This is a genomic window from Streptomyces sennicomposti (genome assembly GCF_019890635.1).
GTDB classification, from domain to species: Bacteria; Actinomycetota; Actinomycetes; order Streptomycetales; family Streptomycetaceae; genus Streptomyces; species Streptomyces sennicomposti.
Window position 1 is genome coordinate 39,335 of the sequence record NZ_JAIOAB010000038.1, and the last position, 14,712, is coordinate 54,046.

The window sequence follows — 14,712 nt, forward strand, 5'->3', positions numbered from 1 at the left end:
GACCGGCGGCCGGGCCGGGCGCCTCCGTGCCGCGGGTGCTCGCCGTCATACCCGCGCGCGGCGGCTCCAAGGGCGTGCCCGCCAAGAACCTCGCGCCCGTGGGCGGCGTGCCGCTGGTCGCCCGCGCCGTGCGCGAGTGCCGCGCCGCCCGCCTGGTGACCGACGTGGTCGTCTCCACCGACGACGCCGCCATCGCCGCGGCGGCCCGCGGGGCCGGCGCCGAAGTGGTGTCGCGCCCGGCGGCGATAGCCGGCGACACGGCCACCTCCGAGGCGGCCGTACTGCACGCCCTGGACGCCCACGAGGCGCTGCACGGCGCCCGCGTGGACGTCGTCCTCCTCGTCCAGTGCACCAGCCCGTTCCTCGCCCGCGAGGACGTCGACGGGGTCGCCCGCGCGATCGTCGAGGACGGCGCCGACACCGCCGTCACCGTCGCCCCCTTCCACGGCTTCGTCTGGCGCGACGCCGAGGACGAGGCCGCGGCCGGCGGCGTCCCGGAGGCCGCCGCGGCCGTCGGCGGCGGCTACGGCGTCAACCACGACAAGTCCGTCCGCCCCCGCCGCCAGGACCGCCCCCAGGACCTGCTGGAGACCGGCGCCGCCTACGCGATGACCGCCGAGGGCTTCCGCGCGCACCGCCACCGCTTCTTCGGCCGCACCGAACTCGTGCGCACCGACCCGGCCCGCGTCCTGGAGATCGACGACCCGCACGACCTGGCCCGCGCCCGCGCCCTCGCCCCCCTCCTCAACGCCGGCCGGCGCGGCGCCCTGCCGACGCTCGCAGACGTCGACGCGGTCGTCCTCGACTTCGACGGCACCCAGACCGACGACCGGGTGCTGATCGACTCCGACGGACGCGAGTTCGTCTCCGTCCACCGCGGCGACGGCCTCGGCATCGCCGCCCTGCGCAGAAGCGGCCTGCCGCTGCTGATCCTGTCCACCGAGCAGAACCCGGTCGTCGCCGCCCGCGCCCGCAAGCTGAAGCTGCCCGTGCTGCACGGCATCGACCGCAAGGACCTCGCGCTCAAGCAGTGGTGCGAGGAACAGGGCATCGCGCCCGAGCGCGTGCTCTACGTCGGCAACGACGTCAACGACCTGCCCTGCTTCGCCCTCGTCGGCTGGCCCGTGGCCGTCGCCGGCGCCCACGACGCCGTACGCGGCGCCGCCCGCGCCGTCACTACCGTCCCCGGCGGCGACGGAGCCGTCCGGGAGATCGCCGGCTGGCTCCTCGGCCCCTCGCTGACCCCGGCCGCACCCCCCCCCCCCCCCCACCCCCCCACCAGCAAGTAAGGCCCCCGCCATGAGCACCGCCTCCCGCATCCGCACCCTCGGCGCCCGCGAGGCCGGCCCCGGCCGCCCCGTCTACATCACCGGCGAGATCGGCATCAACCACAACGGCGACGTCGACAACGCCCTCAAGCTGATCGACGTGGCCGCCGCGGCCGGCTGCGACGCCGTGAAGTTCCAGAAGCGCACCCCCGAGATCTGCACCCCGCGCGACCAGTGGGACATCGAGCGCGACACCCCCTGGGGCCGGATGACGTACATCGACTACCGCCACCGCGTGGAGTTCGGCGAGGACGAGTACCGCCGGATCGACGCCCACTGCAAGCAGAAGGGGATCGACTGGTTCGCCTCCCCGTGGGACACCGAGGCCGTCGCCTTCCTGGAGAAGTTCGACGTGCCCGCCCACAAGGTGGCCTCCGCCTCCCTCACCGACGACGACCTGCTGCGCGCGCTGCGCGCCACCGGCCGCACGATCATCCTCTCCACCGGCATGTCCACCCCGCGCCAGATCCGCCACGCCGTCGAGGTCCTGGGCTCGGACAACATCCTGCTCTGCCACGCCACGTCCACCTACCCGGCCAAGGCCGAGGAGCTGAACCTGCGCGTGATCAACACGCTGGAGAAGGAGTACCCGAACGTCCCGATCGGCTACTCCGGCCACGAGACCGGCCTGCAGACCACGCTGGCCGCCGTCGCCCTCGGCGCGGTCTTCGTCGAGCGGCACATCACCCTGGACCGCGCGATGTGGGGCTCCGACCAGGCCGCCTCGGTGGAGCCGCAGGGCCTGGAGCGCCTGGTGCGCGACATCCGCGTGATCGAGGCCTCCCTGGGCGACGGCGTGAAGAAGGTCTACGACTCCGAGCTGGGCCCGATGAAGAAACTGCGCCGGGTGACCGGGGTCGTCGCCGAGGCGGAGATCGCCGCCGCGGCGGGCGAGCCGGTCGCGGTCTGAGCCCGGCCCGGCCGGTACCCCCACCCCCTTACGGCCCCTTACGACGGAACGGTCGTGCGTCGATGAGCTCCCACACCCTCGCCTTCGTCGAGAGCCCCGTCCAGCTCCTCAACGTCCTGGAGTGGGCCCACGCCCAGGGCCTGTCACGTGCCGCCCGCGCGCCACGGGACTCCCGCGGCGCGGGGGACGCCAGGGGCATACGGGCCCTGCGGGACGACGCGTCCGCCCCGGACGGGCCGCAGCCGCGGGACTCCGGCGCGGGGGCGGGGGCGCCGTCGGGCGCCGGGGAAAGGACGGCCGCCGGCGGTGCGGCCGGGGCGGGCCCCGGCGGCGGGGCGGCCGCGGGCGCCCCGGACGACGCGGGCGCCGAAGCTCTCGCCGCGGGCGCGGGCGGTGCCGCGGACGCGGCACCCGCGGCCCTCGGGATCGCTGCGGCCGAGGCGGCCTCCGCGGCCCGCCGTGTCCGGGACGCGGCCCCGGCGCCGGCCGCCGCCGGCCCCGACGCGTCCCGCACCGCCCCGGACGGCGCCGATCCCGTCGGGGCGGCCGTGCCGGTCGGCCGGGCGGGGCGCTTCGGCGGGCTGATCCCGGCGCAGTCGCGACGCCGGGCGGCCGGCCGCGCGGACGCGGACGACAAGGCGGCCCCCGCACCGCGCGTCACCTTCGTCGTGCTCTCCCCGACCGACCCGATGACCCGCGGGCAACTGCGGCGGATGGCCGAGCTGGCCCGGGAGGAGGGCCACGAGGTCCGCTGGGAGGAGGCGCGCGGCGGGGCCACCGCGCCGTTCCGGACCGTCGGCGGGCTGCGCCGCCTGCTGCGCCGGGCCGAGCGGGTGGTGATGGGCGACCCGTTCTCCCGCTACGTGCAGCTCCTGCTGACCATCACCCGCGCCCGCGACCTGGTGGTCGTGGACGACGGCACGGCGACGATGGAGTTCGTCGCCCAGCTCGCCCGCGGCGAGCGCCTGGTGCGCTGGCACCGCAAGGGCGGCCGGCTCAGCCCGCGGGACCTGCTGTTCGCCCCCGTCTCGGCCGCCGCCCGGCGCCGGCTCACCCCGGAGGGGAGCGGGAGCGGCCGGGGCCGCCGGGTGGAGGTCTTCTCCGCCATGCCGATCGACGAGATCCCGGACGGCGTCGTCGTCGGCGACAACGACTTCGCCTGGACCCGCGCCCGCTTCGGCCCGCCCCGCCTCACCTCCGGCGCCGACCTGGTCGGCACCTCCCTGGTCGAGACGGGCGTGGTGGACGGCGACCGCTACCTCGACGCCGTCCGCGCCCTCGCCGAGGCCCACGGCGCGACCCGGTACTTCGCCCACCGCCGCGAGAGCGCGGACAAACTGCACCGGCTGGCCGTGGAGACCGGTCTGGAGGTGGTACGCCCCGACCTTCCGCTGGAGCTGATCGCCCGGCGCGGCCCGATCGGCCGTACGGTCCTCAGCTTTCCCTCCACAGTCGTCCACACGCTGCCCCGCGCCCTGGCCGGCACCCCGGTGCGCGTCGCCGTCTGCGACATCGACCCGACCTGGCTCACCGCCACCGCCTCCCCTCGCGCCCAGGGCTTCCTGTCCGGGGTCACGGGCACGGCCCGGGACGTCCACCGCCTGGCGGTGGTGAGCCCGGCGTGACCCGGTTCGCGGGTGGTCCGGTTGCCGGACATCGCGCGCGTGGCGGTGGCGAAGCGTGGTATGCGTGGAGAAAAGAACAGTGGGGCGGGTGCCAAGGACGAGGCGGGTGCGCCGGTCCCGGGGATCCCGAGATCCGCTCGGCCACGCAAGGCGGACGAGTGTACCCAGCCCCGTAGACCGTCATGCGTCCGCGGCCGGTTTTTCTTCCCCTAACGGGCTGAACTTTTCTTGATCGAGGGTCAGTTGACCGCCCCGGCGTCATACCCTTCAGAGGGTGAAGCAACTGATGTCCCCAGAGTCCGAGGTCGATCTCCCCGCGGAAACCGTCCTTCCCGGCACGCTGCCGGAGGCGCTGTTCGCCGAACTCGTCGCGTTCCGTCGCGACCTGCACATGCATCCGGAACTCGGCAACCAGGAGTTCCGCACCACCGCCGCGATCAAGGCGCGCCTGGAGAAGGCCGGGCTGGCGCCGCGGGTGCTTCCCTCCGGGACGGGACTCGTCTGCGACATCGGTGACATCGACGGGACGGCCGGTCCCGCCGCGGGCGGCGACGGCACGGCCGCACCGGGCGACTCCGCCGCGCCCCCGGTGCCCGGCGAGCCCGGCGTGACCGGCGAGCCTCCCATGCCGCCCGTGACCGGCGTGACCGGCGTGACCGCCGCGTCCGCTGCGGGAGCCGGCGGCACGGCCGTGGACGCCTCCGCCCCGCTCGGCGTCCTCGCCCTGCGCGCCGACATCGACGCGCTGCCCATCCCGGACAGCAAGACCGAGTGCCCGTACCGCTCCACGGTCCCCGACCGGGCGCACGCCTGCGGCCACGACGTGCACACCACCGTCGTGCTCGGCGCCGGCCTCGTCCTGGCCGACCTGCACCGCAGGGGCTTGCTGCCCCGGCCGGTGCGGCTGGTGTTCCAGCCGGCCGAGGAGGTGCTGCCCGGCGGCGCGGCCGAGGCGATCAAGGCGGGCGTGCTGAAGGGCGTGGGCCGCATCCTCGCCGTGCACTGCGACCCGCGGGTGGACGCCGGGATGATCGGGCTGCGGCAGGGCGCGATCACCTCCGCCTGCGACCGGCTGGAGGTCTCGCTGGACGGCCCCGGCGGGCACAGCGCCCGACCGCACCTGACGACCGACCTCGTCACCGCCGCCGCCCGCGTCGTCACCGACGTGCCCGCCCTGGTCGGCCGCCGGATCGACACCCGCGCCGGGCTCGCCGTGACCTGGGGCCGGATCGAGTCCGGGCACGCCCCGAACGTCATCCCGCAGCACGCCGAGCTGGCCGGCACGGTGCGCTGCCTGGACATCAACGCCTGGCGGCACGCGCCGGACATCGTGGTCGCCGCGATCGACGAGGTCGCCAACCTGCACAAGGCCAAGTCGGAGATCAACTACGTGCGCGGGGTGCCGCCGGTCGTCAACGAGCCGGAGGCCACCGAACTGCTGCGCGCCGCCATGACGGTCCGGCGCGGCGCGGACTCCGTGGAGGGCACCGAGCAGAGCCTCGGCGGCGAGGACTTCTCCTGGTACCTCGAACACGTGCCCGGCGCGATGGCCCGCCTCGGCGTGCGCACCCCCGGCGAGCGCACCCTGCGCGACCTCCACCAGGGCGACTTCGACGCGGACGAGTCCGCGATCAGGGTGGGCGTGGAACTCTTCACGGCCGCGGCCCTCCTCCACCCGACCCACTGACGACCGCCCCCGCGGCCCACGAACGCCCCGGCCGCCGGGGGCACACCCTCCGAGCAGGCACCCCTGCGCCCGACCGGCCCGCGAAGCGGCAGACCACCACCCCCGGCCCGCCGCACCGGACGGCCCCCCGCCCCTGCCCCCGAGCCGGCGCGGCCCAGGCGCACCCGCCCGGGCCCAGATCCCGCCCGGTGCCGGACGCAGAGCGCACCCGCCCTGCATCCACAGCGCACCCGCCACGAATCCACAGGGCACCCGCCCTGCATCCACACCGCACCCGCCCCCGAAAGGGTCCGTTTCCGGCCAAGCCGCACCGCCCCCGCAGGCCGGGCGCGAGCGCTTCGCGCGGTGTGCGCAACCCGTGCCCCACAAGCACCGGACCCCGCGTTCAGACGCCGTTTGCCTCGAATCGATAACGGCTTTGGAAGAGGTCTTTTTCTGACATCTACGCGCGTTACGATGCCACGGCCGACGCCGCCAGGGCGCCTCGGTCAGAGCATCGCAACGGTGCTCACATCAAGCGCCGAAACGGCGCTCAGGTCAGGTGAAGGAGCCTTCCCGTGCGCCGGGTTGCCAAGCTTTCCGCTGCGTGTATCGCCTCCGCAGCACTCGCACTGACTGCCACCGCCTGTGGCAGCACCTCCTCCGACAACGACTCCAGCAGCTCGTCGTCCTCCGACGGCGGCAAGGGCGTCAAGATCGGTCTCGCCTACGACGTCGGCGGTCGTGGTGACCGGTCCTTCAACGACTCCGCCGCGCGCGGCGCTGACAAGGCCGAGAAGGAGTTCGGCGGTTCCGTCAAGGAGCTGACCGCGAAGACCTCCGACACCGAGGCCGACCGCGAGCAGCGGCTGTCGGACCTGGCGGACGCGGGCTACAACCCGATCGTCGCCATCGGTTACGCCTACGCCCCCTCGCTGACCAAGGTCGCCGCGAAGTACCCGAAGACCACCTTCGGCATCGTCGACTCGGTCGTGAACGGCAAGAACGTCGACAGCATCACCTTCACCGAGGAGCAGGGCTCCTACCTCGCCGGTGTCGCGGCGGCGCTGAAGACCAAGAAGGACCACGTCGGCTTCATCGGCGGCGTGGACGTCCCGCTGATCAAGAAGTTCGAGGCGGGTTACGTCCAGGGCGTCAAGGACACCAACCCGAAGATCAAGGTCGACACCCAGTACCTGTCCCACGGCTCGGACACCTCCGGCTTCGCCAGCCCCGACAAGGGCAAGGAAGCCGCGCAGGGCATGCTCGACAAGGGCGCCGACGTCATCTACTCGGCGGCCGGCTCCTCCGGCAACGGCGCGATCGAGGCCGTCAGCGGCGTCAAGGGCGCCTGGGCCATCGGCGTGGACTCCGACCAGTACAACGTCCCGGGTCTGGCGAAGTACAAGAACTCGATCCTGACCTCCGTGGTCAAGAACGTCGACGTCGGCGTCTACGACCTCATCAAGTCCGTGCACGACGGCAAGCCGGTGACCGGCAACAGCGTGTACTCGCTGGCCAAGGAGGGCGTCTCGCTGTCCACCAGCGGCGGCTTCCTGACCGACATCCAGTCCAAGCTGGACGCGGCGAAGAAGAAGATCGTCGACGGCTCGATCAAGGTCAAGACCACTCCGTGACCTGACGGTCCCGGACGTCGTCGGACCCAGGCTCGGCGCGGGGGGCGCCGGCTTCGAACGCCCCCCGCGCCGAGCCATAACAATGTGTCAACTCTACGCGTGTAGCATCGAGTTGCCGCGCTAGCGTCGCCGACGCCTGCCCTCCCCACGCAGCCCCTTTCCCCGAGGAGAGTGCGCCATCAACGCGTCCAGCCCTCCCGCTGCCGTCGAACTGCGCGGCATCACCAAGCGTTTCCCCGGCGTCGTCGCCAACCGCGACATCGACATCACCGTCCGCACCGGCACCGTCCACGCGCTGTGCGGCGAGAACGGCGCCGGCAAGTCCACCCTGATGAAGATCCTCTACGGCATGCAGCAGCCGGACGAGGGCACCATCACGGTGGGCGGCGAACAGGTCGTGCTCAACAACCCCGGCGACGCCATCGCCCGCGGCATCGGCATGGTCCACCAGCACTTCATGCTCGCCGACAACCTCACCGTCCTGGAGAACGTCGTCCTCGGCGCGGAGAAGGCGTACGGCATCGGCGGCAAGGCCCGCGCCCGGATCAAGGAGATCTCCGACGCCTACGGCCTGAACGTCCGCCCGGACGTCCTGGTGGAGGAGCTGGGCGTCGCCGACCGCCAGCGCGTGGAGATCCTCAAGGTCCTCTACCGCGGCGCCAAGACGCTCATCCTGGACGAGCCGACTGCCGTCCTCGTGCCGCAGGAGGTCGAGGCCCTCTTCGACAACCTGCGCGAGCTGAAGGCCGAAGGCCTCACCGTCATCTTCATCTCCCACAAGCTGGGCGAGGTCCTCTCCGTCGCCGACGACATCACCGTCATCCGGCGCGGCACCACCGTCGCCACCGTCGAGCCCCGCGGCACCACCCCCCGCCAGCTCGCCGAGCTGATGGTCGGCAGCGAACTGCCCACCCCGGAGACCGAGGAGTCCACCGTCACGGACGTCCCGATGCTCACGGTGGACGGCCTGCGCCTGACCCAGAGCGACCTGGACGGCGTCGAGCGGATCATCCTGGACGACGTCTCCTTCACCATCCGCAAGGGCGAGGTCCTCGGCATCGCCGGCGTGGAGGGCAACGGCCAGTCCGAACTGGTCGAGGCCATCATGGGCATCCGCCGGCCCGAGTCCGGCACCATCACGCTGGACGACGCCGACATCGCCCACGTCTCCACCCGCGACCGCCGCCAGGCCGGCATCGGCTACATCCCCGAGGACCGCCACCGCCACGGCCTCCTCCTGGAGGCGCCGCTGTGGGAGAACCGCATCCTCGGCCACGTCGCCGAGCGGCCCAACTCGCGCGGCCCGCTGCTGGACATCAAGGGAGCCCGCGCCGACACCCAGCGGATCGTCGAGGCGTACGACGTCCGCACCCCGGGCATCGACGTCACCGCGGCCTCGCTGTCCGGCGGCAACCAGCAGAAGCTGATCGTCGGCCGCGAGATGAGCCACCACCCCAAGCTGCTCATCGCCGCCCACCCCACCCGCGGTGTGGACGTCGGCGCGCAGGCCGCGATCTGGGACCACATCCGCGAGGCCCGCCGCGAGGGCCTGGCCGTGCTGCTGATCTCCGCGGACCTGGACGAGCTGATCGGGCTGTCCGACACCCTGCGGGTGATGTACCGCGGGCGTCTGGTCGCCGACGCCGACCCCGCCACGGTCACCCCCGAGGCGCTGGGCTCCGCCATGACGGGCGCCGCGACCGGCCACCTGGAGCAGACAGAGGACGACGAGCGATGAAGAAGCTGACCTCACGCATCGACAAGGAGCGGCTGCTCCTCGGGATCGCGGCGCCGCTGCTGGCGGTCGTGGCCGCGCTCGTCGTCACCACGCTGGTGATCCTCGCGACCGGCAAGAACCCGTTCGACGCCTTCAGCGACATGGTGACCTACGGCTCCGCCAGCGACAGCCAGGTCTACATCCTGAACAAGGCGACGACGTACTACCTCGCCGGCGTCGCCGTCGCCATCGGCTTCCGGATGAACCTGTTCAACATCGGCGTCGACGGCCAGTACCGGCTCGCCGCGTTCGTGGCCGCCGTCCTCGGCGGCGCGCTCACCGCGCCCGGCTGGATCGCCGTCCCGCTGATCATCCTGTGCGCCATGGCGACCGGCGCCCTGTGGGCGGCCGTCGCCGGCGTCCTGAAGGTGACCCGCGGCGTCAGCGAGGTCATCGCGACCATCATGCTGAACTCGATCGCCACCGCGATCATCGCCTACCTGCTCCAGCCCGGGAAGCTCGGCGAACTCCAGCAGGGCGGCACCCTGGTCTCCACCAAGCCGCTGCCCACGTCGTCGTACTTCTTCACCATCGACGCCGGTCCGGCCGGTGAGCTGTGGGGCTTCATCGTGATCGCCGCGATCGTCGGCGTCGCCTACTGGTTCCTGCTCGGCCGCACCCGCTTCGGCTTCGACCTGCGCACCGTGGGCCAGTCCGAGAGCGCGGCCGCCGCCAGCGGTGTGTCGGTGAAGAAGATGATCGCCACCAGCATGGTCATCTCGGGCGCGGTGGCCGGTCTGATCGGCATGCCGACCCTGCTCAACGACAGCCACCAGTTCAGCAACGACTTCCCGGCGGGCATCGGCTTCACCGGCATCGCCATCGCGCTGCTCGGCCGCAACCACCCGATCGGCATCGCGCTCGGCGCCCTGCTGTGGGGCTTCCTGGAGCGCACCACGAACCACCTGGAGTTCCAGGGCTACGACAAGGAGATCCTCGGCGTGATCCAGGGCGTCATCGTCCTGTGCGTCGTGATCGCCTACGAGGTCGTCCGCCGCTACGGCCTCAAGCGCCAGCAGCAGCGGGTCGGCGCCGAACTCGCCGCCCAGGCCCGTGCTCCTCAGACGAAGCAGGAGGTGGCGGGATGACTGCCACGATGACCGACGCGCCGCCGCCCGTGGCCCCCAAGGCCGGCGCCGGAAACCAGCGTTCGGGGCGCTCGTTCGGCCAGATCCTGATGATCGTCGCCGGCGCCCTGCTGCTCGTCGCCGCCGTCCGCGTGATCACCGGCGCCGACCAGCTCGACTCGGCCGGCCAGATCAGCGCCGCGCTCGGCCTCGCCGTCCCGATCGGCCTCGCCGGTCTCGCCGGTCTGTGGTCCGAGCGGTCCGGCGTGGTCAACATCGGCCTCGAGGGCATGATGATCCTCGGCACCTTCGGGGCCGGCTGGATCGGCTGGCAGTCCAGCCCCTGGCTCGGCCTGCTGTGCGGCATCGGCTTCGGCGTCCTCGGCGGCCTCGTGCACGCCGTCGCCACCGTCACCTTCGGCGTCGACCACATCGTCTCCGGCGTCGCCATCAACCTGCTCGCGCTCGGCGCCACCCAGTACCTCGCCAAGCTGTTCTTCGCCGACGGCGACGCGGCCGAGGCGGGCGGCAACCCCAAGCAGTCGCCGCCCGCGGACACCCTGCCGCACGTCACCGTGCCCGGCCTGTCCGACGGTCTCGCGTCGCTGGAGAAGCACCACTGGTTCCTGGTCTCCGACCTCGCCGGCATCCTCGGCGGCCTGGTCACCAACCTGTCCGTGGTGACGATCCTCGCCGTGGTGCTGTTCGTCGGCAGCTGGTGGCTGCTGTGGCGCACCCCGTTCGGACTGCGGCTGCGCTCCTGCGGCGAGAACCCGGTCGCCGCCGAGTCCCTCGGCGTCAACGTCTACACCTACAAGTACGCGGCCGTGGCCGTCTCCGGCGGTCTGGCCGGACTCGGCGGCGCCTTCCTCGCCCTGGTCACCTCGCACACCTACCTGGAGGGCCAGACCGGCGGCCGCGGCTACATCGGCCTCGCGGCGATGATCTTCGGCAACTGGCGTCCGGGCGGCCTGGCGATGGGCGCGGGCCTGTTCGGCTTCTCCGACGCCCTCCAGCTGCGCAACGGCGGCGAGACCGTGCACGCGCTGCTGCTCCTGCTGGTCGTGCTGCTGGCCGCGCTGGCCGGCTGGAAGCTCTACCGCAAGGCGCTGTGGCAGGGTGTGATCAGCGCCGTCATGGCCGCGCTCGTCCTGGTCTGGTACCTGCTCACCGACGAGGTCCCCAGCGACTTCGTGGGCGCCACCCCGTACGTCGTCACCCTGCTGGTGCTGTCGCTGTCCGCGCAGCGGCTGCGGATGCCCAAGGCGGACGGACTGCGCTACCGGAAGGGACAGGGCAAGTGACACAGGAGACGACGGTCGACTGGGCGGCACTGCGCGAGGAGGCGCGCGCGGCGATGTCCCGCGCCTACGCCCCCTACTCGGGCTACCCGGTCGGCGTCGCCGCCCTGGTCGACGACGGCCGCACCGTCACCGGCTGCAACGTCGAGAACGCCTCCTACGGGATCGGCCTGTGCGCCGAGTGCGGTCTCGTCTCCCAGCTGCAGAACAGCGGCGGCGGCCGGCTGACCCACTTCACCTGCGTGGACGGCCGCGGCGAGATCCTGGTGCCGTGCGGGCGCTGCCGCCAACTGCTGTACGAGTTCGGCGGGCCGCGGATGCTGCTGGAGACCCCCGAGGGCATCCTGCCGCTGTCCGCGATGCTGCCGCAGGCCTTCGGCCCGGACCACCTCGCCAAGTGAGACCGTGCGGCCCCTCCGCGCCCGTCCCGGCCGGAGGGGCCGCACTCTTTTCCCCGGCCTCACCCTTTTCTCCCCCCTTCGCACCACCGGAAGGAACCGAACCCCATGGCCATGGACGCCATCTCCGTCATCCGCACCAAGCGGGACCGCGGCGCGCTCAGCGACGAGCAGATCGACTGGGTCATCGACGCGTACACCCGCGGGGAGGTCGCCGACGAGCAGATGTCCGCGCTCGCCATGGCCATCCTGCTCAACGGCATGGACCGCCGGGAGATCGCCCGCTGGACCGCCGCGATGATCGCCTCCGGCGAGCGCATGGACTTCTCCGCGCTGTCCCGCCCCACCGCCGACAAGCACTCCACCGGCGGCGTCGGCGACAAGATCACCCTGCCGCTGGCCCCGCTGGTCGCCGCCTGCGGCGCGGCCGTCCCGCAGCTGTCCGGCCGCGGCCTCGGCCACACCGGCGGCACCCTCGACAAGCTGGAGTCGATCCCCGGCTGGCGCGCGCTGCTGTCCAACGAGGAGATGCTGTCGGTGCTCGACGGCGTCGGCGCGGTCATCTGCGCGGCGGGCGACGGCCTCGCCCCCGCCGACAAGAAGCTCTACGCCCTGCGCGACGTGACCGGCACGGTCGAGGCGATCCCGCTGATCGCCTCCTCCATCATGTCCAAGAAGATCGCGGAGGGCACCGGCTCGCTGGTCCTGGACGTCAAGGTCGGCTCCGGCGCCTTCATGAAGACCATCGAGGACGCCCGTGAGCTGGCCGCCACGATGGTCGGCCTCGGCACCGACCACGGCGTGCGGACGGTCGCCCTGCTGACCGACATGTCCACCCCGCTGGGTCTGACGGCGGGCAACGCGCTGGAGGTCCGCGAGTCCGTGGAGGTCCTGGCCGGCGGCGGCCCGGCCGACGTGGTCGAACTGACCCTGGCCCTGGCCCGGGAGATGCTCGACGCGGCCGGCCTGAAGGACGCCGACCCGGCGAAGGCCCTGGCCGACGGCTCCGCCATGGACGTCTGGCGCCGGATGATCGCGGCCCAGGGCGGCGACCCGGACGCGGCCCTGCCCACCGCGAAGGAACAGCACGTCATCACGGCCCCGTCCTCCGGGGTCCTGACCCGCCTGGACGCCTACGACATCGGCGTCGCCGCCTGGCGGCTCGGCGCGGGCCGGGCCCGCAAGGAGGACCCGGTGCAGGCGGGCGCGGGCGTCGAACTCCACGCCAAGCCCGGCGACACGGTCACGGCGGGCCGGCCCCTGATGACCCTCCACACCGACACCCCGGACCGCTTCGACTACGCCCTGCAGGCCACGGAGGGCTCCTATGACATCGCCCCGGCGGGCACGCCCTTCACGGCGAACCCGGTGGTGCTGGAGCGCATCGCCTGACCAGGTGCTTTCTCCTTTCGAGTGAACGGGACCGGTGGACCGCCACCGGTCCCGTTCGGCATGTTGGATGAGCCCATGGGCGTGTACGACGGTGATCACCTGAGGGCCGACGGCGACTGGGACGAACTCGTGTGGATCTGGACGCGGACGCACGTCCCGGAGGGCTGTCGGGTGGAGATCGTCGACGGACTTGTCACCGTGACGCCTCTGGCCACCGTCTCCCATCACAGGGTCGCGGACCGCGTCCACCGGCGCCTGTGCCGGGGGGCTCCGGAATTTCGGGGCGTCTATCAGCGCATGGCCGTGGCTGTGCCCTCCCGGCTCGGGCTGTACATGCCCGATCTCGTCATAGTGCCGGAAGCTGTGCCATGGAACGAACAGGGCGACTTCATCGAAGCCGCCGCCGCGCACCTCGTCATGGAGATCACCTCGCGGTCCACGGCCCGACAGGACCGGACGGTCAAACCCGCCGCCTACGCCACCGCAGGCATCCCGCTCTACCTCCTGGTCGACCGCTGGGCCCCCGACGGCCCCGCCACAACGCTCTACGGAGAGCCGAAGGGCGACGTCTACCGCCCCTTGGCGACGGCCAAGTTCGGTGAGCCCATCAAGCTCCCCGCCCCCTTCGACCTCGTCATCGACACCAGCGAGTTCCCGGTCGACTGACCGCCCCTCACCCCAGCAGCGCCGCGATCGTCACCAGGACCGGGACCGAGAGCAGGGTGGACAGGAGGATGGACTCGCGGGCCAGGGTCTCGCCCACCTGGTAGCGGCCGGCGTAGGTGAAGAGGTTCTGGGCGGCGGGCAGGGCCGAGGTGACCACCACGTCCAGCAGGGGCGCGCCGTGCAGGCCGAAGACGCCGGCCGCCAGCGCCCACGCGGCCAGCGGCTGGCCCACCGACTTCAGGGCGACCGACAGCAGCACCGGGTGGCGGTCCCGGCCGCGGCCGGGGGCCGCGCTGCCGTGCAGGGCGATGCCGAAGGCCAGCAGGACCGCCGGGACGGACATGCCCGCGATCAGGGTCAGCGGCTCCATGACCGGCCCCGGCACCCTCCAGCCCGCCGCCGAGACCAGCACCCCGCTCAGCGCGCCCACCGCGATCGGATTGCGCAGCGGGGTCAGCACCTGCCGCCACAGCGGGCCGCCCTTCTCGCCCGCGCCCGTCAGGTCCAGCACCGTCAGCGCGACGGGCGTCACCACGATCTGCTGGAACAGCAGCACCGGCGCCACCAGCGAGGCGTCGCCCAGGACGTACGCGGCGATGGGGATGCCGAGGTTGCCCGAGTTGACGTAGCTGGAGCACAGGGCGCCGATGGTGGTCCGGCCCACGCCCCAGTGCCGTACGACGCCCACCGCCACGAAGACGCCCGCGGCGGCCGCCGTGCTCAGCGCCGTCACCAGCAGCCGGCTGGAGAACACCACCGCGAGGTCCGCGCGGGCCAGCGTCGTGAACAGCAGCGCCGGGGTGGCCACATGGAACGCCAGCCTGGTCAGCACCTCCCCGCCCCGCTCGCCGAGCGAGCCGCGCCGCCCGATCGCGTAGCCGACGCCGATCACCACCGCGATGACCGCGAACCCGGTCAGCACCCCCCGCACTCGGCCCCCTCCCG

The 14,712-nt window shown here is 72.8% G+C and carries 12 protein-coding genes; 11 read left to right on the forward strand and 1 reads right to left on the reverse strand.

Annotated elements, in window-relative coordinates; translation table 11 throughout:
- Positions 1-26 precede the first annotated feature (26 nt).
- The 11 genes from K7787_RS20710 to K7787_RS20760 all read left to right on the forward strand — a co-directional run bounded on the left by K7787_RS20710 (position 27) and on the right by K7787_RS20760 (position 13,767).
- Positions 27-1,289, forward strand: a complete 1,263-nt coding sequence (locus K7787_RS20710; protein WP_223002514.1) for an N-acylneuraminate cytidylyltransferase — start codon at positions 27-29, stop codon at positions 1,287-1,289.
- Between the two features lie 10 nt (positions 1,290-1,299).
- A complete protein-coding gene (locus K7787_RS20715; protein ID WP_223002503.1) occupies positions 1,300-2,238 on the forward strand; it encodes an N-acetylneuraminate synthase family protein in 939 nt (312 codons plus the stop codon).
- A 425-nt stretch (positions 2,239-2,663) separates the two neighbouring features.
- Positions 2,664-3,863, forward strand: coding sequence for a hypothetical protein (locus tag K7787_RS20720; protein WP_223002515.1), 1,200 nt, complete (start codon positions 2,664-2,666; stop codon positions 3,861-3,863).
- 286 nt (positions 3,864-4,149) lie between these two features.
- The gene (locus tag K7787_RS20725) at positions 4,150-5,550 is read left to right on the forward strand and encodes an amidohydrolase (protein ID WP_223002516.1); all 1,401 of its coding nucleotides are present in this window, start codon (positions 4,150-4,152) and stop codon (positions 5,548-5,550) included.
- Positions 5,551-6,107: 557 nt separating this feature from the next.
- Positions 6,108-7,166 carry a BMP family lipoprotein gene (locus tag K7787_RS20730; RefSeq protein WP_009190294.1) on the forward strand — a complete coding sequence of 353 codons (1,059 nt, stop codon included), beginning with the start codon at positions 6,108-6,110 and terminating at the stop codon, positions 7,164-7,166.
- A 211-nt stretch (positions 7,167-7,377) separates the two neighbouring features.
- A complete protein-coding gene (locus K7787_RS20735; protein ID WP_199292928.1) occupies positions 7,378-8,904 on the forward strand; it encodes an ABC transporter ATP-binding protein in 1,527 nt (508 codons plus the stop codon).
- Positions 8,901-10,031 carry an ABC transporter permease gene (locus tag K7787_RS20740; RefSeq protein ID WP_019981594.1) on the forward strand — a complete coding sequence of 377 codons (1,131 nt, stop codon included), beginning with the start codon at positions 8,901-8,903 and terminating at the stop codon, positions 10,029-10,031. Before K7787_RS20735 ends, K7787_RS20740 begins: the two co-directional genes overlap by 4 nt.
- Complete coding sequence (locus tag K7787_RS20745; protein ID WP_164388317.1) at positions 10,028-11,314, forward strand: ABC transporter permease; 1,287 nt, start codon at positions 10,028-10,030, stop codon at positions 11,312-11,314. Before K7787_RS20740 ends, K7787_RS20745 begins: the two co-directional genes overlap by 4 nt.
- Positions 11,311-11,712: a cytidine deaminase gene (locus K7787_RS20750; protein WP_164388318.1), complete on the forward strand. Its 402-nt coding sequence runs from the start codon at positions 11,311-11,313 to the stop codon at positions 11,710-11,712. The genes K7787_RS20745 and K7787_RS20750 overlap by 4 nt, the downstream gene beginning before the upstream one ends.
- Before the next feature lie 111 nt (positions 11,713-11,823).
- Positions 11,824-13,101 (forward strand): thymidine phosphorylase, encoded by a 1,278-nt coding sequence (locus K7787_RS20755; protein ID WP_197073859.1) that lies wholly within the window; start codon positions 11,824-11,826, stop codon positions 13,099-13,101.
- Between the two features lie 75 nt (positions 13,102-13,176).
- Positions 13,177-13,767, forward strand: a complete 591-nt coding sequence (locus K7787_RS20760) for a Uma2 family endonuclease (protein WP_009190300.1) — start codon at positions 13,177-13,179, stop codon at positions 13,765-13,767.
- Positions 13,768-13,774: 7 nt separating this feature from the next.
- On the opposite strand, the gene K7787_RS20765 is transcribed toward K7787_RS20760, so the two are convergent.
- Positions 13,775-14,698: an AEC family transporter gene (locus tag K7787_RS20765; RefSeq protein WP_164388321.1), complete on the reverse strand. Its 924-nt coding sequence runs from the start codon at positions 14,696-14,698 to the stop codon at positions 13,775-13,777.
- Positions 14,699-14,712 lie beyond the last annotated feature (14 nt).